19 protein-coding genes are annotated in these 19,954 nt (G+C 73.6%); 4 read left to right on the top strand and 15 right to left on the bottom strand.

Annotated features, from left to right (window positions below; genetic code table 11):
* Positions 1–18: 18 nt before the first annotated feature.
* From VGH76_RS22165 to upp, 7 genes are all read right to left on the bottom strand, one after another.
* Positions 19–1,908, bottom strand: coding sequence for an ABC-F family ATP-binding cassette domain-containing protein (locus VGH76_RS22165; protein WP_331558890.1), 1,890 nt, complete (start codon positions 1,906–1,908; stop codon positions 19–21).
* A gap of 23 nt (positions 1,909–1,931) precedes the next feature.
* Positions 1,932–2,981, bottom strand: a complete 1,050-nt coding sequence (locus VGH76_RS22170) for a 4-(cytidine 5'-diphospho)-2-C-methyl-D-erythritol kinase (RefSeq protein WP_331558891.1) — start codon at positions 2,979–2,981, stop codon at positions 1,932–1,934.
* A gap of 57 nt (positions 2,982–3,038) precedes the next feature.
* The gene (gene rsmA / locus VGH76_RS22175; RefSeq protein WP_331558892.1) at positions 3,039–3,932 is read right to left on the bottom strand and encodes a 16S rRNA (adenine(1518)-N(6)/adenine(1519)-N(6))-dimethyltransferase RsmA; all 894 of its coding nucleotides are present in this window, start codon (positions 3,930–3,932) and stop codon (positions 3,039–3,041) included.
* Between the two features lie 35 nt (positions 3,933–3,967).
* Complete coding sequence (locus VGH76_RS22180) at positions 3,968–5,494, bottom strand: transglycosylase family protein (RefSeq protein ID WP_331558893.1); 1,527 nt, start codon at positions 5,492–5,494, stop codon at positions 3,968–3,970.
* A gap of 319 nt (positions 5,495–5,813) precedes the next feature.
* Positions 5,814–6,692 carry a TatD family hydrolase gene (locus VGH76_RS22185; protein ID WP_331558894.1) on the bottom strand — a complete coding sequence of 293 codons (879 nt, stop codon included), beginning with the start codon at positions 6,690–6,692 and terminating at the stop codon, positions 5,814–5,816.
* Positions 6,685–8,484, bottom strand: a complete 1,800-nt coding sequence (gene metG, locus VGH76_RS22190; protein ID WP_331558895.1) for a methionine--tRNA ligase — start codon at positions 8,482–8,484, stop codon at positions 6,685–6,687. The genes VGH76_RS22185 and metG overlap by 8 nt, the downstream gene beginning before the upstream one ends.
* 194 nt (positions 8,485–8,678) lie before the next feature.
* Entirely contained in the window at positions 8,679–9,299 is a 621-nt protein-coding gene (gene upp / locus VGH76_RS22195) for a uracil phosphoribosyltransferase (RefSeq protein ID WP_331558896.1), read from the bottom strand.
* Positions 9,300–9,342: 43 nt separating this feature from the next.
* Here upp and VGH76_RS22200 point away from each other — a divergent pair, with 43 nt between their 5' ends.
* The gene (locus VGH76_RS22200; RefSeq protein WP_331558897.1) at positions 9,343–10,050 is read left to right on the top strand and encodes a maleylpyruvate isomerase family mycothiol-dependent enzyme; all 708 of its coding nucleotides are present in this window, start codon (positions 9,343–9,345) and stop codon (positions 10,048–10,050) included.
* Between the two features lie 94 nt (positions 10,051–10,144).
* Here the strand turns inward: VGH76_RS22200 and VGH76_RS22205 are convergent, their stop codons facing one another.
* The 7 genes from VGH76_RS22205 to VGH76_RS22235 form a co-directional block, all read right to left on the bottom strand.
* The gene (locus VGH76_RS22205) at positions 10,145–10,516 is read right to left on the bottom strand and encodes a hypothetical protein (RefSeq protein ID WP_331558898.1); all 372 of its coding nucleotides are present in this window, start codon (positions 10,514–10,516) and stop codon (positions 10,145–10,147) included.
* Between the two features lie 278 nt (positions 10,517–10,794).
* Complete coding sequence (locus VGH76_RS22210; RefSeq protein WP_331558899.1) at positions 10,795–11,094, bottom strand: hypothetical protein; 300 nt, start codon at positions 11,092–11,094, stop codon at positions 10,795–10,797.
* A 222-nt stretch (positions 11,095–11,316) separates the two neighbouring features.
* Positions 11,317–11,631 (bottom strand): hypothetical protein, encoded by a 315-nt coding sequence (locus tag VGH76_RS22215; RefSeq protein ID WP_331558900.1) that lies wholly within the window; start codon positions 11,629–11,631, stop codon positions 11,317–11,319.
* A gap of 199 nt (positions 11,632–11,830) precedes the next feature.
* Complete coding sequence (locus VGH76_RS22220) at positions 11,831–12,112, bottom strand: hypothetical protein (protein ID WP_331558901.1); 282 nt, start codon at positions 12,110–12,112, stop codon at positions 11,831–11,833.
* Between the two features lie 381 nt (positions 12,113–12,493).
* Positions 12,494–12,766, bottom strand: a complete 273-nt coding sequence (locus tag VGH76_RS22225) for a hypothetical protein (RefSeq protein WP_331558902.1) — start codon at positions 12,764–12,766, stop codon at positions 12,494–12,496.
* Positions 12,767–13,037: 271 nt separating this feature from the next.
* Positions 13,038–13,352 carry a hypothetical protein gene (locus VGH76_RS22230; RefSeq protein ID WP_331558903.1) on the bottom strand — a complete coding sequence of 105 codons (315 nt, stop codon included), beginning with the start codon at positions 13,350–13,352 and terminating at the stop codon, positions 13,038–13,040.
* Positions 13,353–13,521: 169 nt separating this feature from the next.
* The gene (locus VGH76_RS22235; RefSeq protein ID WP_331558924.1) at positions 13,522–14,466 is read right to left on the bottom strand and encodes a haloalkane dehalogenase; all 945 of its coding nucleotides are present in this window, start codon (positions 14,464–14,466) and stop codon (positions 13,522–13,524) included.
* Positions 14,467–14,605: 139 nt separating this feature from the next.
* Between VGH76_RS22235 and VGH76_RS22240 the strand changes: the two genes are divergently transcribed.
* The 3 genes from VGH76_RS22240 to VGH76_RS22250 all read left to right on the top strand — a co-directional run bounded on the left by VGH76_RS22240 (position 14,606) and on the right by VGH76_RS22250 (position 18,704).
* A complete protein-coding gene (locus VGH76_RS22240; protein WP_331558904.1) occupies positions 14,606–16,009 on the top strand; it encodes a primosomal protein in 1,404 nt (467 codons plus the stop codon).
* 194 nt (positions 16,010–16,203) lie between these two features.
* Positions 16,204–17,382, top strand: coding sequence for a PA containing protein (locus VGH76_RS22245; RefSeq protein WP_331558905.1), 1,179 nt, complete (start codon positions 16,204–16,206; stop codon positions 17,380–17,382).
* Positions 17,383–17,471: 89 nt separating this feature from the next.
* Positions 17,472–18,704: a peptidase M15 gene (locus tag VGH76_RS22250; protein WP_331558906.1), complete on the top strand. Its 1,233-nt coding sequence runs from the start codon at positions 17,472–17,474 to the stop codon at positions 18,702–18,704.
* 174 nt (positions 18,705–18,878) lie between these two features.
* Here the strand turns inward: VGH76_RS22250 and yhjD are convergent, their stop codons facing one another.
* The gene (gene yhjD / locus VGH76_RS22255) at positions 18,879–19,943 is read right to left on the bottom strand and encodes an inner membrane protein YhjD (protein ID WP_331558907.1); all 1,065 of its coding nucleotides are present in this window, start codon (positions 19,941–19,943) and stop codon (positions 18,879–18,881) included.
* Between the last annotated feature and the right edge of the window lie 11 nt (positions 19,944–19,954).

Here is a 19,954-nt window from a genome sequence, read left to right on the forward strand (position 1 = left end):
GCCTCGGCCTCTCCCGGATCAGTCGACACTGGCCTCGAGCCACGCCTCCTCGAGCTCGTCGCGCTCGGCGAGCAGCGCCCGCAGCTCGGCGTCGAGCTCCATCAGCCGGCCCGGCTCGGTCGCGGCGCCGGCGAGCAGTGTGTGCAGCTCGGTCTCCCGGCTCGCCAGCCGCTCGAGGCGCCGCTCGAGACGCTGAGCCTCCTTGCGGGCCGCGCGCTTGTCCGACTCGGAGCGCCCGGCCGGTTCCGACCGAAGGGCACCTTCGCTCGAACTACCCGATGAAGGGCGCCCCTCGCCGGAACCGCCCGCGGCCGGCGCGTTCGGGCGAGGGGCGCCCTTGGCCGATCTATTCGACCGAAGGGGCCCTTCGGTCGACACGGCGGCCTGCTGGTCACGGCGGCGCAGGTACTCCTCGATCCCGCCGGGCAGATCGGTGATCCGGCCGTCACCGAAGAGCGCCACGACGCGGTCGCACACCCGCTCGGTGAGGTAGCGGTCGTGGCTGACCAGCACGAGCGTCCCCGGCCAGCCGTCGAGGAGGTCCTCGAGCTGCTGGAGGGTGTCGACGTCGAGGTCGTTGGTGGGCTCGTCGAGCAGCAGCATGTTGGGCTCGGTCATGAGCAGGCGCACCAGCTGCAGCCGGCGCCGCTCCCCACCGGAGAGGTCCGCGACCGGCGTCCACTGCCGGGCCGCCGCGAAGCCGAACCGCTCGGCGAGCTGCGAGGCGGTCTGCTCGTACTTCCCGATCGTCACCCGCTCGGCGATGTCCTCGACGGCCTGCAGCACGCGCCGGTGCGTCGGCAGGTCGGAGAGGTCCTGCGAGAGGTGCGCGATCCGCACCGTCGTGCCCTGGACCCGGCGCCCGCCGTCGAGCTCGCGCTCCCCCGCCACCGCCCGCAACAGCGTCGTCTTGCCCGAGCCGTTGATCCCGACGATGCCGATCCGGTCGCCGGGGCCGATGCGCCAGGTCTGGCGGTCCACGATCGTCCGGGGCGGCTGCGAGGGCACCGTCAGCGTCGCGTCCTCGAGCTCGACCACGGTGCGCCCGAGCCGGTGCTTGGCCATGGTCACGAGCTCGACGGAGTCCCGCGGCTCGGGCACGTCGGCGATCAGCGCCTCGGCGGCCTCGACGCGGTAGCGCGGCTTCGACGTCCGCGCCTGCGGGCCGCGGCGCAGCCATGCCAGCTCCTTGCGGGCGAGGTTGCGACGACGCTGCTCGGCGGCGTCCGCCAGGCGCGCCCGCTCCGCCCGCGCGAAGATCCAGTCGCCGTAGCCGCCCTCGTACTGCTCGACCCGGCCGTCGACGACCTCCCACGTGCGCGAGGCGACGGTGTCGAGGAACCAGCGGTCGTGGGTGACGACGACGACGGCGGTGCGGCGCGCGAGCAGGTGCTCGGCGAGCCACCGGACGCCCTCGACGTCGAGGTGGTTGGTCGGCTCGTCGAGGACGAGGAGGTCGAGCTCCTGCACGAGGGCCGCGGCCAACGCGATCCGCTGCCGCTCCCCGCCCGAGAGCCCCTCGACCGTCGCGTCCAGGCCACGGTCGCCGCCGGGGCGCAGACCCTCGACGACCGCCCGCGACCGGGGATCCGCCGCCCACTCGTGGTCCGGGACGGGTCCTCCCCCCGATCTCGACAGGCCGAGCACGGCCTCCCGCACGGTCGCCCCCCACGGCTGCGACTGCTGGGTCACCGACGCCATCCGCAGCCCGCGCACCGGGCTGACCCGCCCGGCGTCGGGCTCGAGGCGGCCCGCCAGGATCGCGACGAGGGTCGACTTGCCCCCGCCGTTGCGCCCGACGACGCCGACGCGGTCCCCGGCGTCGACGCCGAGCGAGACCCCGTCGAGCACGGGCTTCGGGCCGCCGAAGGAGATGGCGACGTTCTCGAGGTTGACGAGGTTGGGCACTGTTCTCCGGTCCGCGAGGCAGGTCAGGCGTACATGTCGGTGCCGGGGGAACCCGGCGGGCCACCGGGACCGCGCGGCGGGCGCGCCGGGTCCCCGTCGACGACGCGGGCACCCGGCACCGGGCCGTGGGCGACGCGCACGGTGCGGCAGACCCCGGCCCCGGACAGCTCGGCCGCCACCCGGACCGCCGAGGGCCCGTCGCTGCACAGGAACACGCAGGTGGGTCCGGAGCCGGACACCACCCCGGCCAGGGCGCCCGCGTCCACCCCGGCGCGCAGCGTGCGTCGCAGCCCGGGGTCGAGGCTCACGGCCGCGGCTTGCAGGTCGTTGCCCAGCAGCAGCGCCAGCGAGCGGGCCTCGCCGGACGCGACGGCCTCGAGAACCGGCTCGACGCTGCCGAGGCGCCGGACCGGGGCGTCCGCGTCGGCGGCGGCCCGCAGGCGGTCGAGCTCGGAGAAGACCCTCGGCGTCGAGAGCCCGTGGTCCTGCAGCGCGATCACCCAGTGGAAGGTGTGCCGGGCGAGCACCGGGACCAGGTTCTCGCCGCGGCCGGTGCCGAGCGCGGTGCCGCCGTGGAGGGCGAACGCCACGTCGGAGCCCACCGAGGCGGCGATCCCCATGAGCGCCTCGCGCCCCAGGTCGAGGCGCCAGAGCGTCGCCAGCGCGAGCAGGGTTCCCGCCGCGTCGGCGCTGCCGCCGGCCATGCCGCCCGCGACGGGGATCGCCTTGCGGATCCCGATGCGCACGTCCGGCTCGCGCCCGACGGCCTCCGCGAGCGCGACCGCTGCGCGCCACGCCAGGTTGGAGCCGTCGACGGGCACCGCCGCCCGGTCGGACTCGGTGACGTCGCCGAGCAGCTCGACGCCGGGCGCGCCGGGCCCGATCGTCTCGAGCCGCTCCGGCGCCCGCGCGGTGTGGGCGGACACGACGGAGATCTCGTCGAAGAGGTTGAGGGCCTGGAAGACGGTGACGAGGTCGTGATAGCCGTCCGGACGCGTCTCCCCCACCGCGAGGTGGAGGTTGATCTTGGCCGGGACGCGGACGGTCACCGGGGGCCCGACGGCGGAGAGCACCCGTCCAGGGTAATGACCCCGCTCGCGGCGCCGCCCGGGTGCGGGGAGAGCGGCCCCTCAGGAGCCCGTGGGCGTCTCTCGCGGGGTGGCGGCGATGGCCGCGAACGTCCCGACGTCGAGCTGCTCGCCCCGGGTGGCCGGGTCGACCCCCGCGGCCCGCAGCCGTTCCTCGGCCCGCGCGGGCGAGCCGGCCCAGCCCGCGAGGGCGGCCCGCAGCGACTTGCGGCGCTGGGCGAACGCCGCGTCGACGACGGCGAAGGTGGCGCGGCGGGCGGCCGGGTCGCCGAGGTCCCCGCCCGGACGCGGGCCGAAGGCCACGAGCGCCGAGTCGACCCCGGGCACCGGCCAGAAGACCCCGCGCGGCACGGGGCCGGCCCGACGGGCCTGCGCGTACCAGGCGAGCTTGACGCTGGGCGCCCCGTAGGCGGCCTCGCCCGGGCGCGCGGCGAGCCGGTCGGCGACCTCGGACTGCACCATCACCAGGCCCCGGCGCAGGGCGGGCAGCTCGGCGAGCAGGTGGAGCACGACGGGCACGGCGACGTTGTAGGGCAGGTTGGCGACGAGGGCCCCGGGCGCGCACGGCAGGTCGCGGGCCTCCAGCCGCAGGGCGTCGGCCGTGACGGCGTGCAGGGTCCGTCCCGGTGCCCGGTCGGCGGCCGTGACCGGGAGACGGGCGGCGAGGACCGGGTCGACCTCGACGGCCACCACGGCCCCGTCCGGGCCCACCGCGTCGAGCAGGGCCAGGGTGAGCGACCCGAGACCGGGACCGACCTCGAGGACCGTCTCCCCGGGCTCCACGTCGGCGAGGCGCACGATGCGGCGCACCGTGTTGGCGTCGTGGACGAAGTTCTGGCCGAGCTTCTTCGTCGGCCGCACCCCGAGCTCGGCGGCGAGGGCGCGCACGTCCGAAGCGCCGAATAGACGCACGGGCCCCGGGATCACGTCGTCCATGATCCCAGGGCCCGGGTGCGTGCGAGCGGGGTGGCTCAGCCCTTCGAGCCGCAGACCGGCCAGGCGCCGTAGCCGCCGCGCGAGTCACGGACCTTCTCGGCGACCGCGATCTGCTCGGCCTTCGAGGCGAGGTCGGGCCGCGCGGCGTACTGACCGCCGCCGAAGGCGTTCCAGGTCTGCTTGTCGAACTGGATCCCGCCGTAGTAGCCGTTGCCGCTGTTGATCGACCAGTCGCCGCCGGACTCGCACTTGGCGATGGCGTCCCACTTGCCGGTGGCACCGATGGTCGGCTCGGCCTTCTTCGTGCCCTTGCGGATCACGCCGCCGACGGGCGCCTTGGTGACGGTCGCCGGGCCGAGCGCGTTGCGCCCGACCTCCTTGCCGTTGGTCGTGCTGACCGAGAAGTTCTGGACCTGCTCGCCGGCCTGGCCGGGCTTGTCGACCTTCGTCGTGCCCGCGTCCAGCGTCGGGTCGCTGATGGTCTGCATCGGCGGCGCGATGGGCGAGGTCTCGGTGACCTGGTTGACCGCGTTGCGGGTGATCGTGATCGTCGACCCGTTGACCAGCCCGTTCGGTCCGAGCGGGGCGATCGTGTCGGCCGCGCCCATCGGCACGCCGCGCTGCGAGAGGAACTGCTGGATCGAGGTCGCCGTGGTGGTCAGCGTCTGCGGCGCGCCGGCGCCGTCGACGAAGGTCACCGTCTTCGGCAGCTGGACCGACAGGTTCATCCCGTCCGACGGGATGAGCGAGCCGGTCGGCACCGAGGACGCGAGCCCGGCCGGCAGGCCGATCTGCGCGAGCGCCTGACCGACGGTGCTCGCCGTCGTCGTGATGGTCTGCGGCTTGCCGTCGACGACGAGGTTGACCTGCCGCGAGTGGTTCACGACGAGGTGGTCGCCGTCGTGCACCGGGGCGGTCGGCGACGGGGACATCTGGTCGGTGGGGCCGACCGTGACGTCGCCGGAGTCGAGGGCGCCCTCGACGGTGCCGGAGAAGGTGTGCACGGTCTGGTCGACACCGTCGACGGTGACCGTGACCTCCTTGTCCATCGCGACCGCGGTGCTGCCGCCGGCGGCGACCGCGATGAGCGCCGCGGCGACCCCGCCCTTGACCGCCAGCGAGTAGCGGCCGGTGTCGGTGAGATCGCGCTCCCGGTAGGTCTCCGGGTCGAGCCCGGCCGGGGCGGAGGGCGCCTCGGGGGCGAGCGCGGTGGCGCCGTGCAGCCCCGTGCGCTCCTCGAGGTCGTTCCAGTCGTCGAGGTCGGGGAGCGCGTAGTCCGCGCCGCTCTCGACGGTGCCGTTCGCGGAGCCGGGCACTGCCCAGCCCGGCCCCGCGACCGGCAGCGGGCCGGTGATGTCATCGGCCCAGGTGGGGAGCGGACCAGTCCGGTGGTGGTCGAGGTCCTGCACGGTCGTGCCGTGGCGGCGCGCCTGCCACTCCGCGGTGCTCGCGTCCAGACCGTTCCAACCGTCCTCGGTCCAGCGCTCCTCGAGCTCGTCGAACCACCCGGCGTCGGCGGTGGCGGTCCCGTTCTCGTGACCGCGCGCGGTGCCGGCGCTCATCGGGTGGCCGCCACGTTGTCGGGGTCGGTCAGGGAGCGGCTGCACGCGGGGCGCAGCGCGGGGGAGCAGAGTCGAGCCACAGAAGCATCCACATCTTCCGTACCTCCGGGCAGGGACCGCGTCCGGGAACCGTCACCGGCCGTCCCCTGGGGTGAGGTCCGTCCGGTCCTGGACGCCGGGGGTGGTCCCATCCCGGCGAGTCACAGCACGGTAACGACCCGGGTGTCAGAACCATCAAGCCGACACGAACGTGGTGCGCCGAGCGGCAGGCCCGCCACGACGAACGCAATCACCTGACGCACATTCGGGCTACGGACGGTCACGGTTGAGGCTGGTCGGCCAGCCGGAAGACCCGCTGGGCGTTCCGGGTGGCGGCCGCGGCCAGCGCGTCCACCGGTTGGTCGCGCAGCTCCGCGAGGTCCCGCACCGTGTGGGGGACGCAGTACGGCTCGTTCGGCCGACCGCGGTACGGGTGCGGCGTCAGGAACGGCGCGTCGGTCTCGGCCAGCAGGAGGTGCTCGGGGGCCTGCGCGGCCGCGTCCCGCAGCTCGACGGCGTTGGCGTTGCGGAAGGTGACCGTCCCGGAGAACGACATCAGCCAGCCCTCGTCGGCGCAGATCCGCGCGAGCTCCGGGCCCCCGGAGAAGCAGTGGAACACCACCGTCTCCGGGGGGCCCTCGGCGCGCAGGACGTCGACGATGGCGTCGTGGGCCTCCCGGTCGTGGACCACGAGGGGCAGCCCGGTGCGCCTGGCGAGGTCGATGTGCCAGGCGAAGGCCTCCCGCTGGACGTCGAGCGGGGCGCAGTCCTCCCGACGGGTCGTCCAGTAGTCGTCGAGGCCGGACTCGCCGATCGCGACGACCCGGGGCGCGCCCGCCAGGGCCTCGATCTCCGCGCGGGCGGCGTCGTCGAGGTCCCGGCTGCGGGTGGGGTGCAGGCCCACCGCGGCGAACACGCGCGCGTCGGAGCCCGCCGTCGCCGCCGCCCAGCGCGCGGAGGCGAGGTCGTCCGCCGTCGTCACCATCGCCGTGACCCCGGCCGCGGTGGCGCGGTCGAGGACGGCGGCGAGGACGGCCGGGTCGGTGGCGCCGCACGCGTCGAGGTGGGTGTGGCTGTCGACCACACCCACCCGGCTCCCGTCCGGGTCGACGATGGGCTCCGGCAGCGGCGGCGGGACGTGGCGGTTCGACTCACCCATCGTGGTGGATGGGCGCCCAGGACGGGCCCGTCTCCCCCAGCGAGGTGTCGAGCTTCGCGAACAGCGGTGTCGGGCGTTGGAGCGGGCGCCCGACGGGGATCGGCGTCGACGCCCAGCGCGCCTGCTCGTGTGCGTAGTCACCGGTCAGGACGCTGTGGGTGGTCCCGAGACCCGTCGTCGTCCCGGCGTCCTGACGCTCCGGCTGGGCCGCCCACACCCCGGTGCCGCCGAGGGCCTCGTGGACCTTCTGCGCGGCGTGGGGCAGGAACGGTGTCAGGAGCGTGTTGGCGTCCTGCACGACCTGCAGCGCGGTGTGCAGGATCGTGTCGCGGCGCTCCGGGTCGTCCTTGCGCTTCCAGGGCTCCTCGTGGCTGAGGTAGGCGTTCGCCGCGCCGACCACGCGCATCGCCTCGGACGTCGCCGCCTTGAACCGAGAGCGCTGCAGGTGCGCGCCCACCGTCGAGAACGCCGCCCGCGACTGCGCGAGCAGCTCGGCGTCGGCCGCCTCGGGCCGGGTCGGCTCGGGGATCGCGCCCACGTTCTTCGCCGCCAGCGAGATCGAGCGGTTGACGAGATTGCCCCACTCGTTGGCGAGCTCGAAGTTGGTGCGGCGGACGAACTCGTCCCAGGTGAAGTCGGAGTCCTGGTTCTCCGGGCCGGCGACGGCGATGAAGTAGCGCAGCGCGTCCGGGCCGAACTCGCGCAGGAAGTCCCCGACATAGATGACGGTGCCGCGGCTCGTCGAGAACTTCGACCCGGACATCGTCAGGAACTCGCTGGACACGACTTCGGTCGGGAGGTTCAGGGTCCCGAAGGCGCCGGGCTCACCACCCTTGTCCCCCGCCCCGTTCTGCCCGAGCAGCAGCGCGGGCCAGATGAGCGAGTGGAAGACGATGTTGTCCTTGCCCATGAAGTAGTAGGAGCTGGCCTGCGGGTCGCACCACCACTCCTTCCAGGCGTCCGGCTTCCCCGAGCGCTCGGCCCACTCGACGGACGCCGACAGGTAGCCGATGACGGCGTCGAACCAGACGTAGAAACGCTTCATGGGCGCGTCGCGCCACCCGTCGAGGGGGATCTTGACGCCCCAGTCGAGGTCGCGGGTGATCGCCCGGGGGCGGAGGTCCTCGAGCAGGTTGCGGCTGAAGTTCAGGACGTTCGGGCGCCAGTTCGTGCGGGTGTCCAGCCAGGCGGACAGCGACTGGGAGAACGCCGGGAGGTCGAGCATGAGGTGCTCGGTCTCGCGGAACTCCGGGGTCTCGCCGTTGATCCGGCTGCGGGGGTTGCCGAGGTCGGCGGGGTCGAGCTGGTTCCCGCAGTTGTCGCACTGGTCGCCGCGCGCGCTCGGGTAGCCGCAGATCGGGCAGGTGCCCTCGATGTAGCGGTCGGGCAGCGTGCGGCCGGTGGACGGGCTGATCGCGCCGAGGGTCTTCTCGCCGAAGACGTAGCCGTTGCGCTGCAGCGCCGTGAAGAGGTCCTGCACGACCCGGTGGTGGTTGTCGGTGCTCGTCCGCGTGAAGAGGTCGTAGGACAGCCCGAGGCCCACCAGGTCGTCCTGGATCACCCGGGAGTAGCGGTCGACGAGCTCCCGCGGGGTGGTGCCCTCGGCGTCCGCCTGGACCTGGATCGGGGTGCCGTGCTCGTCGGTGCCCGAGACCATGAGCACCCGGTTGCCGACCATCCGCTGGTAGCGGGAGAACACGTCGGAGGGCACACCGAAGCCGGACACGTGGCCGATGTGCCGGGGGCCGTTCGCGTAGGGCCACGCGACGGCGGTCAGCACGGACTCGCTCATGCCGACCATCATCCCGGTCACGTCGAGGTACTTCCGCGCCGGGAGCCCCGCCCGGGTTCGACCGAAGGGCACCTCCGGTCGAATAGATGAGCCGTGGGCGCCCCTCGCCAACACGCCGGGAGCGGCCCGCGTTCCGGCGGCGGGCTCCCACGGTCGGTTCTATCGACCGAAGGGCACCTTCGCTCGAACCGTGCTCACATCGCGCCGAACTGCCGGTCCCCCGCGTCGCCGAGGCCGGGGACGATGTAGCCGACCTCGTTCAGCCGGTCGTCGACCGCCGCGGTGACGATGCGCACGGCCGGGTGCTCCCGGCCCAGACGCGCCACCCCCTCCGGGGCCGCCACCACGCACACCGCGGTGACGTCGTCCGCGCCGCGGGCCGCGAGCAGGTCGATCGTGTGGGCCATCGAGCCGCCGGTGGCGAGCATGGGGTCGAGGACGAACACCGGGCGGCCGGCGAGGTCGGCGGGCAGGGACTCCATGTAGGGCGTCGGTTGCAGCGTCTCCTCGTCGCGGGCGACCCCGACGAAGCCCATGAGCGCCCCCGGCACCTGGGCGTGCGCCGCCTCGGCCATCCCGAGACCCGCGCGCAGCACCGGGACGAGCACCGGGGGCGACGCGAGCTCCGCGCCCACCGTGTCGGCCACGGGGGTGGTGAGCGGGCTCTCGGCGAGGGGCGCGTCCCGGAGGGCCTCGTAGACGAGCAGGGTCGTGAGGTCGGCGACGGCGCCGCGGAACGCGGCCCGGTCGGTCCTGGCGTCGCGGAGGGTGGTCAGCCGTGCCCGGGCGAGCGGGTGGTCGACGACGAGCAGCATTCGGCGGAACCTAGCGGGCCCCGGCGTCTGGCACGCTGCGGCCGTGTTCGACGAGTCCTATCGCTCCGGTCACGCCCGTGTCGCCGCGCTGGTGGCGGGGCTCGGCGAGGCCGAGCTGGCGCGCGTGGTGCCCGCCTGCCCGGAGTGGACGGTGCACGACGTCCTCGCGCACCTCGCCGGCACGGCCGCCGACGTCGCGGCCCGGCACACCGCCGGCATGCCCGGCCCGGTGTGGGCCGCGGCGCAGATCCAGCAGCGGGCCGGGCGGACGACGGATCAGCTGCTCGCCGAGTGGGACGAGCACGCCGTGGCCGCCGCCGAGGCGATCGAGGACCGGCGCGTCCCGGTGGGCGTGCTGCACGACCTGCTGGTGCACGAGGGCGACCTCGTCGAGGCGCTCGGCGCCGCGGCGCCCCCGTGGGACGGGTGGGCCGGCGCGGCCCGGCTGGTGGTGCGGCAGGTCGTCCGCGGGATCCGGGGGACCCACAGCCTCGTCGTGCGCTCGGCGGGCACCGAGTGGCGCAGCCCCGACGACCCGGGGGAACGCCACGGCCGGTCCACCGGGGCGGCCGCGACGACGCGCAGCACGGTGACGGTCGACTTCTACGAGCTCTACCGGGGGCTGCACAGCAGGCGCAGCCGCGCGCAGATGCGCCGGTGGCAGTGGGACGGGAGCCCCGAACCGTGGGTCGACGCCCTGCCAATGTTCGGGCCGCGGGACGACGAGCAACCGATTCCCGCGACCGGCTGAGACACAACACCCGCGGCCCGGGAAAAGGAAAAGCCGGCGCCCCGCTCCGGTGTCACCGGAAAGGGGCACCGGCTTTCCGGCGCGGATTCGACGATCAGGTCGTCGGGAAGGTGGGGAGCCCGCCCAGGTCACCGAGCCCACCCAGGTCGCCGAGACCCGGGAGCGTGAGTGCGCCGTCGCCGATGGCGATCGTGATCCCGTTGGCCACGCGGTTGTGGTTGAGGACGTCGCAGGCGTTGATCGGGCCCACGACCGTCTGCGCACCACCGAGGACGTCGATCGGGGCGCGGCCGCCGTCGGTCTCGTTGACCTGCTTCACGGCGTTCGTGCAGCTGCCGTCGTGCTGGTAGGAGTGCTTGCCGTGGGAGTCGTCGCCGTGGTGGGAGGTGTTGGCGAAGGCCGCCCCCGACATCGAGGCGAGGCCGGCCCCCGCGATCGCGACGGTGACGGCGGACTTGCGGAGCATGGACATGTTCTTCCTGTTCCCCCGATGGGTGATGACGTCGACCGAGGGCGCGGAATTGCTCCCGACCCGGCGGACACACAAGCAACGGGATGTTCCGGAGGAGGTCACGGAAAAATTACGCTGATCGCCCGTTCGTGAATCGGAAAGCAATGTCACAATTCCACGGACGAGTGGGGAGCGGGCCGTTCCGTCGACCCCGGAAAGCGGACGGCCGGGCCTCCGCCGCGTCCGTGGGGACGCGTGCGGTGGCCCGGCCGTCAGCCGGTGCTGGACCGAGATCAGGTCGGCAGCACGCCGCCGAGCACCGACACCGAGATGTCGTTGAGCACGTGGTTGTCGTTCAGCACGTGGCAGACGTTGATCGGGACGGCCGTCTGGGCGCCACCCGCCACGTCGGCGAAGGCGCTGCCCTCGGTCGCGTTCTGCTGGTCGACCGCGTTGAGGCAGCTCGACGAGCCGCCGTGCGAGTCGTGGCCGTGGCCGTGGCCGTGGCCGCTCTCGGTCGCCATCGCGACGCCGGTGGTGGAGGCGAGCCCGGCGCCGAGCACGATGGCTCCGACGGCGGCCCTACGGATCATCGACATGAATCCCCCGATGCATTGTCGAGAAGCGGGTCCGGGACGGAGGTTGTGCTCCGCGTCCGGTTGGTTGACACCGCCCTCAACGCCGTCGGCCGAACCAAGGTCACGGCACCGTCACGACGTTCGCCCGTTCGGGGACAACGGGCCCGCACGACGACGGCCGGCCCCGAGACCTCCGCGGGGAGGTCGGGGCCGGCCGTGTCGTCGGTCGGGACGAGCTCAGAGCTTGATGTGGTTGTCGTTCAGCACGTTGTTGTGCGAGAGGACGTCGCAGACGTTCAGCCCGATCGCACCTTGGCTGTCGTTGAGCAGGCCGCCGATGTTCTTCGAGCTGCCGGTCTCGCCCACGAAGCTGTTCGAGCAGCCCGACGCGTCCTTCGAGGAGTGCGACGAGTGGTGGTGCGACGAGCTGTGCTCGTGGCCGCTGCTGCTGTTGTCGCACGGGTCGTCACCAGCGAACGCGGCGCCGGCCGTCGAGGCCAGACCGGCACCGATGATCGCGGTGGTCAGCACGGTCTTACGGATCATGGACACGCTGGGCTCTCTTCTCCTGCTCGCGATGATGAGGACGTACTGCGCCGTCCGTGCCGGCCGAATCTCGGGAGAGATTCGGCCGGCACGGACGAACGATGGAGCTCTGAGGGCTGTGCGCCCTCCCCACCGCCGTCGCGTCCCGGCATCCCGGGGGCCGTCGGGACGCGGTCGGTCGACAGGGATCGATCGGCAGACCTGGTCAGAGGCTGACCGTGTTGCCGTTCGCGATGTTGTTGTGGGACAGGACGTCGCAGACGTTCGCCCCGATCGCGCCCTGGCTGTCGTTGAGGGCACCGATGAAGTTCTTCGAGTCGCCGGTCTTGCCCGCGAACGAGTTGCTGCAGCCGCTGCTGCTCTCGTGCTTGGCCTTGTGGCCGCCGCCGTCGTGGCCGCAGTCGGTCGCGAACGCCGAGCCGGCGGTCGTGGCGAGGCCGGCGCCGATGATGGCGGTCGTGAGGACGGTCTTGCGGAAGGTCGACACGCTTTCTCCCCTGTGCTCGGTCGCGCGATCGGGTCGGATCGCACTGTGCGTCGGTCGCGACGCACGGGTGGCGTCACGACTCGGTGACTTCAACGCCTCGATCGAGTGAAGGTCACGGTCTGGTCGCGGAGTTTGTGTCACGACCCGGCGGAATCGACGCTGAGCAGGCGAAACGCCGGAGAGGACCACCCGTTCGGAGCAGTGGTACCGGTCCGTACACACGAACGGGCCGGTGCCGCCGGGACGAACAGTCCCGGCCGACACCGGCCCGTGGTGCGCCGGACCAGGGGTCCGCCGCGGTCTGCGCCCTAGAAAGTGGTGGGCCTAGAAGGTGGTGGGCGGCGTGGGCACACCCGGCATCGCCGGGGTCGCGCCCCCGACCTAGACGCTGTTGCCGTTGAGCACGTCGTTGTGGCTGAGGACGTCGCAGACGTTCGCGCCGATCGCGGCCTGGCTGTCGTTCAGCAGGCTGAGGACGTTGTGCGAGTCGCCGGTCTCACCGACGAACGAGTTGCTGCAGCCGCTGCTCGACTCGTGCGTGGCCTTCTCGTGGCCGCCGTCGTGGCTGTCGTGCGCGAGCGCGGTGCCGGCAGTGGAGGCGAGGCCCGCCCCGATGATGGCGGTGGTCATGACGGTCTTGCGGAAGGTCGACACGCGTACTCCTGTGGTCGGAGCGTGCGAAGGAGGGATCGCACGCTGCGTCGGTCGGACGCAGTGACGCGTCCCGATCTGGTGAGTCCAACGGCTCGATCGGGTGAAGGTCACGGCCAGATCACGAGAGATGTGGTCCGGGCACGCGAAAACGGGCCGGCACCCCGCGGGACACAGGTCCCGTGGGGTGCCGGCCCGTCGTCGGCGTGGGGCGGGCGCAGGGCCCGGACGGCGGCCGCCTGTCCGATGGCCCGCCCTGACCAGACGACGATCCCTACAGCACCGAGACGTCGATGTCGTTGAGGATGGCGTTGTCGTCCAGCACGTGGCAGACGTTCAGCGGCACGGCGGTCTGGGCGCCACCGAGGACGTCGGCGAACGAGTCGCCCTTGGTCTCGTTGGCCTGCGCGACCTCGTTCGAGCACGACGACCCGTCGTGATCCCGCGAGCCGTGGTGGTTGCCGTGGCTGTGGCCGGAGTCCCAGTTGTGGCCGCCGTCGCCCGGGTCGTCGCCGGCGAAGGCAGCGCCCGTCATGGAGGTGAGGCCGGCACCGACGATGGCGGTCGCCAGCACGGTCTTGCGCAACATCGACACGATCTTCTCTCCAGGGTTCCCAGGTGGCCCGGTCCCGCGCGAGACGGATCCGGCTGTCACGACGGCCCCAACGGGGCCACCTCGTGCAGGTCACGGGCTCCGCCGCTAGTTCATACGTTCGAGCGGTTCGCGCTGAAGAGACTCAAGTATTAGACCGAATGCACTAACGGGTGAGGCACCGAACCACGCCCACCACGACCGAGGCGAGCTCGCTCCCGGCGTCCTCCTGGAGGAAGTGGCCCGCCCCGCGCAGCATCGCGTGCCCCGGGTCCGCGCCACCGCCCGCTCCCGCGCCGCGCACGTGCTCGCGCAGCACGGCCGCCATCGGCCCGGTGATCGGGTCGGAGTCCGAGAACGCGACCACGAAGGGACGGTCGTAGTCGGCCAGCGCCGCCCACGCCACCCGGTTGGCCGCGGTCTCCGGGTCGTCCGGGCGCGTGGGCACCAGCAGCGGCATCGCCCGCGGCCCGGCCTTGTAGGACTCGTCGGGGAAGGGGGCGTCGTAGGCGGCCCGCGCCCCGGGCGTGAGGCCCCGGAGGCACCCGGCGGCCACCAGGCGCCCGACGTCGAGGACCTCAGCCCGCTCGACGGCGCGGCGGAACTGCCACCACGGCCCGGGCATGTCGACGTCGCCGGTCGGCAGCCCGGTGTTGGCGGCGACCACCGCGCGGAAGCGGTCCGGGGAGGACGCCACCAGCCGCAGCCCGATCAGCCCGCCCCAGTCCTGCCCGAGGAGGACGAGGTCGTCGAGACCCAGCCCCTCGAACACCGCCTCGCGCACCCACGCGACGTGGCGGGCGTAGCTGTGGTCGGCCACATCCGCCGGCTTGTCGGAGCGCCCGAAGCCGACGAGGTCGAGCGCGACGGCCCGCACCCCGGAGCCCACCAGGGCGTCCATGACGTGGCGGTAGAGGTAGGACCAGGTGGGCTCGCCGTGCAGCAGCAGCACCGTCGGGCCCACGTCGGGACCTTCAGGTCCGACGCCGTAGGTGGCCATCCGCAGCCGCTCCGGCCCCCCGTCGGGATCGGCGACCTCGACGTAGCGGGGCTTGTGGCCGAATCCCTCGAGGTCGGAGAAGCGGTCGTCCGCCGTCCGCAGCACGCGCACGGGGGGCAGCGTGCCACCCTCGGCGCACCGGCGCCCCCGGAACCACTCGGCGGCGTCCCCGAACGGCCTGGTCACCCCGTCACCCCTAGGGTGGCCGCCGCACGTGATCACCCGAGCCCGAGAGACCTGGAGGCCGACCGTGGCCCAGGACATCGTCCCGATCACCCTCGCGCTCACCGACGGGGACCTGGTCACCCTCTGGGCCCCGCGCTGGCGGGAGGACGGCGAGGAGTGGGAGGCCTTCCTCGGCGACGACGACCACGTGTTCGCCTTCGCCGACGCCGCCGACCTGGCCGCCTGGATCCGCACGAGCGACGCCGACGGGACCCCGCACGACCTCGCCGACCACCCGGCGTGGGCGGTGGTCGGCGGCCTGTCGGTCGACGAGCTGACCCCCGAGGACATCCAGCGCTACGACGTCATCGGGGCCCCCGAGCTCGTCGCGGACGAGCCGGATACCTGGGCGGTCGACGACCTCGCAGAGATCACCGCGATGGTCCGGTCGCTCGCGGACGTGTGCGACCTGGCCACGGTCACCGGGATCCTGGACTCCACCCCGGCCTTCGCGGCCCTCTCCCACGGCCTCGCCGCCTTCGGGGGACGTGACGGCGGCGCGCTGTGGACCGAGCTCGCGGACGTCGTCGCCGAGCGCTGGGACGACGTGCTCGACGCCCTCGACGCCCTCGTCCGCGTGCCCGAGGTCGACGTCGAGCTGGCCGCCAAGCTGCGGGCGACGGCGACGCCCGCCCCGGAGGGCGACCTCGACGCGGCCACCGACGGGGACGGCGCGACCGGCGACGACGACGCGCCGCACTCGGGCTCCCGGGGGGACGCGGAGAACCTCCCGGCCGACCCGGAGGCGGTCGCGACCGACCCGCAGGACTCCGCCGTCGCCGGCCCGCTCGCCGACGCCCCCGACGACGTCCGGGCCGACACCGCGGGCGAGTCGCTGCGCAGCGACCTCGTCGACGCCGAGGAGGAGCCGGCGCCCGGCTTCTGGGAGGAGGTGGGCATCGACCCCGTCTCCGTCCTCTCCGGGGAGGGCCAGGTGATCACCCTGCGCTGTTTCCTCGACGACCAGCCCGTGTTCCTCGGCCGCGACGGGCGCATCGACGTCTTCCCGAACGCCCGGGCGCTGCGGACGTGGATCGCCGGTGAGGGTGCCCAGGGGCACGACCTGGCGGAGGTCTCGACCTGGTCGGAGGTCATGACGGCGGCGGTCGGGGGCGACCTGGAGATCGAGGTGGCCCCGGAGAACACCTACGTGTTCCCCGGCCTCGCCGACGACCTGCTGGAGGGCCCGGAGGCCGTCGACCCCGGCCAGCTCGAGCTCGCCGTCGAACTGCTCCTCGACGCCGCCGACTGGGCGGGCGACGACCTGACCCGGGAGGCGCTCGCGACCTCCGAGTCCCTCGGCTGGCTGGTCTCGTTCGTCCTGCGCCCCGACCCCAACCGCCTCACGCCGTCGCCGCCGTTCCAGCGCGAGGCCACCCGCTGGCGCGAGCTGGAGGACCGATTCCTGGGGCGCCTGCGCTATCCGTGACCTCTGTGACGGACGGGACGTTCCGTCGCGGCCCGTTGTCAGGGGCGCGTCCGAACGGGTCATCCGCCCTGGCTAGCCTGCCGGAGCGACGAGTCGGGGTCGAGCTCACATCCACCCCGCATTGAGACCTGGCCGTCCCCGCAGAGAGTGGGCTCCGCGTGATCGACTCCAACCAGACCATGTCCTTCGATCGGATGCGCAGCATGCTCGTCCGGGCCGCGGAGGTCAGGGACAGCGAGCAGCAGCAGATCTTCGACTCGCTCGACGAGATCCACGGTCGGCTCGCCGCGCTCGACGCCCTGGGCGCCATCCGCAAGCGGCTCGCCGAGGTGCCGGACCGCACCGAGATGAGCGTGCTCGCCGAGCGGCTCGACGAGACCGTCGCGAAGCTCGACGCCCAGGAGTCGTCGGTGTCCTCGCTGGCCCGCCTCGTCGAGGGCCTCGTGGACCGGGTGGCCGACCGGCTCGCGACCCCGTTCGCCCAGCTCGACGGCCGTCTCGACGGGGTCGCGGGACGCTTCGAGGGCGTGGCGGGCCGTATGGACGGTCTCGAGGACCGCATCTCCGGGCTCCACAAGCGGCTCGACGACCTCGACAACCGCTTCGACCGCAACGAGATGCGTCTCGACCAGATCCCGGCCGCCGTCACCGGTCCGCTCCGGGAGCGCCTCGACTCCGTCGAGTCCTCGCTGCGCGGGCAGGCCGAGGAGACCTCGCAGGGGCTCGCCGCGACCACCCGCTCGCTCTCCGAGGAGATCTCCGGCTCGCGCGAGGCGGCGCGGGCCGACGCCGAGGCGCAGCGCGGGCGCTCCGACGAGGGGATCCGCGACCTGACCGCCCGGCTCGAGGCGCTGACCGACCGTCTCGACGGCGTGGGCGCGCGAGTCGAGGGCGTCGAGAACTCCCTCGCCGGCCGCGTGGACCACGTCGAGGGCAGTGTGTCCGCCGCCATCGAGAACCTCGACACCGCGCTCTCGGGCAAGGTCGAGGGCGTCGAGCGCACCGTCACCGGCCTCTCGGCCCGCGTCGACGGCGTCGAGTCCGCCCTGACCGACCGGGTCTCCTCGGTGGCCTCGTCGCTCGAGGCCTCGCTGGACAAGCTGGACGGCACCCTGGTGAACCGCCCCGACCACGAGGCCGTCGTCGCCCTGGTCAACCGCTCCAACGAGGAGTCCGAGCGCCGTCAGGCCGGGCAGCTCGACGAGGCGCTCTCGACCTTCGCCGAGATCATCCTGGGCTCGGGCGGGCAGCAGCAGGCGCCCGCGCCGCGCCCGGCCGCCCGCCGCAGCTCCCGCAAGCCCGCGCTGACCGCCGGCCCCAGCCTCAACGGCCACGCCGAGCACACCTCCGACGAGGAGGGAGCGGAGGCCTGAGCCCCGCCCGAGCCGCACGAGGGCCCGTCCACCCGAGACCCGGGTGGGCGGGCCCTCGCGCGTGCGGGGCGGGCTAGGGTCGGCGAGCGATGCCCGCTGCGCTGCGTCTCCCGCTCGCCGTCGCCGTGAGCACGGTGCTCCTGCTGCTCGGGGCGGTCACCGGCCCGACCGCGGCCTCGGCGGCCCCGGCCGTGCTCTCCCAGCAGTCGTGCCCCGGGGTCGCCGCGCCCGCCCGGCCGGTGGACGAGTCGGAGGCACCGCGACCCGGCCAGGCCGCCCCCGACCCGCTGCCGGTCCCCGCCCACCCCGTGGGCGGCGACGCGATGGGCACCTGCGGCACCGTCGTCCCGAGCGGCGCCCCGGCGCCGCCCGCGGTGGGCGTGCAGTCCTACGTGCTCGCCGACCTCGACTCCGGCGCCGTCCTCGCCGCCCGTGTCCCGCACGCCCGGCTGCGGCCCGCGTCGCTGCTCAAGACCCTGACCGGCCTGCTCGTCGCGCAGGACGTGCCGATGGACCAGACCGTCGTCGGGACCCAGGAGGACGCGAACCAGGAGGGCACCCGGGTCGGCATCGGGCCCGGTGGGGTGTACACGATCCGCCAGCTGCTCGACGGCATGCTCATGGCCTCGGGCAACGACATCGCGTACGCGCTCTCGCTCCGGCTGACCGGCTCGGTGCCCGCGACCGTCGACCTCATGAACCGCACCGCGGCCCAGATCGGCGCGCTCGACACCCGGGCGGCCACCCCGTCGGGTCTCGACGGGCCGGGGCAGTCCTCGTCGGCCTATGACCTGGCCAGCATCTTCCGGCTCGGCATGGCGCACGAGCCGTTCGCGACCGCGGTCGGCACCAAGCAGATCACCCTGCCCGGTTGGGGCCCCAACCCGCCGTTCGCGGTCGACAACGACAACAAGATCCTCGGACGCTACCCGGGCGCGCTCGGCGGCAAGACCGGGTTCACCGACGACGCCCGCCACACCTACATCGGCGCGGCGCAGCGGAACGGACGCCGCCTCGTCGTCGTGCTCATGCACGGCGAGCAGACGCCCGTGCCGATGTACGAGCAGGGCATCGCGCTGCTCGACTACGGCTTCTCGCTGCCGCCGGGCGCCGCGGTCGGGCAGCTGGCCCAACCGCCCGCGGGCACGACGCTCGGGTCGACGCCGGCGGCCCCGTCACCGGCGGGGGCGACGTCGTCCGACGACGGCGCCGCGTCCCCGACCAGCGGCACGACGAACTGGGAGACCCCGGTCGCGATCGGCGCCGTCGTCGTCCTCGGGCTGGTCGTGCTCGCGGCGAGGATGCGCCGCCGCCGACGATGAGGGCCGGGCACCTGACCGGACCCCGCCCCTCACGGCAGCAACGGCACGTTCCTGGCATCCGACGCCAGGACGGCGCCGCTCACTCGTCCCCGGCCGACCCCGCCCCTCACGGCAGCAACGGCACGTTCCTGGCATCCGACGCCAGGACGGCGCCACTCACTCGTCCCCGGCCGATCAGCGCCGCCCGCGCCGCATCCCGTTGACCCCGAGGATGCTGCCCACGACGCCGAGCACGGCGCCGGCCCCGAGCAGGCCGGCCGTGGCACCGACCCCCGGGGCCCGGCCGACGGTCACCGCGGGCCGGACGACGACGGGCGCGGGCTCCGGGATCTCCTCCCGCTCGTTCTCCTTCATCGTGGCCGCCCAGGCGGTGACGAAGAGGATGAAGCGCGAGACGAAGTTGGCGAACACCAGGAGCCCGATGATCGGCCCGAACGCGGCTCCGGCCGGCGAGTTGGTGACGCTGGAGATGTAGACCGTCATGACCTGCTGGAGCAGGACGAACCCGACCGAGGCGAGGATCGCGGCCCGGCCGGCCGAGCGCAGCGTCACGGGCTCGCGGGGCAGCCGGGCGATCACCCAGAGGAAGACCAGCCAGTTCGCCGCCAGCGTGATGATGATGCCGGCGATGGTCAGCACCACCTGCACCCAGGCCTGCCCCTCGAGGCCGAGGAACGAGGCGATGGCGTGGGAGGCCCCGGTGGCGACCGCGGTGACCGCGAAGGAGAGCGCGAGGGCCACCCCGAGACCGATCATGGCGACGAGGTCGCCGCCGTAGCGCCTGACGATGCTCGGCGGGTCGCCGCGCTGGTCCCACTGCTCCGAGAGCGCCTCGCGCATGTTGGCCATCCAGCCGAGCCCGGAGTAGAGGGCGCCGAGCAGCCCGAGGATGCCGACCGCGCCGCGCTGCGCGATCGCCTGCTCGATGACCTTGTTGAGCAGGTCGCCGAGCCCGGGCGGGGCGGCACTGGTGATCCCGGCCTGGATCTGGTCCAGCAGCGCCTGGTTGTTGGCCAGCACGAACGCCGCGGCCGCGAAGGCGATCATGAGCAGCGGCACGAGCGCGAGGATCGAGAAGTAGGTGATGGCGGCGGCGTAGTGGTCGCCGTGCTTCTCGGTGTAGCGGGCACCGGCCCGCACCAGGTGGTCGAGCCACGGATGGCGCGCCTTGAGCTGCTCGAACCTCGACGGTTCGGCGGTGTCCTCGGTGCTGGTGGTGCCGGCGGTGGTGGTGGTCATGGCGCGCTCGC

The sequence above is a fragment of the Actinomycetospora sp. genome (genome assembly GCF_036497585.1).
GTDB lineage: Bacteria > Actinomycetota > Actinomycetes > Mycobacteriales > Pseudonocardiaceae > Actinomycetospora.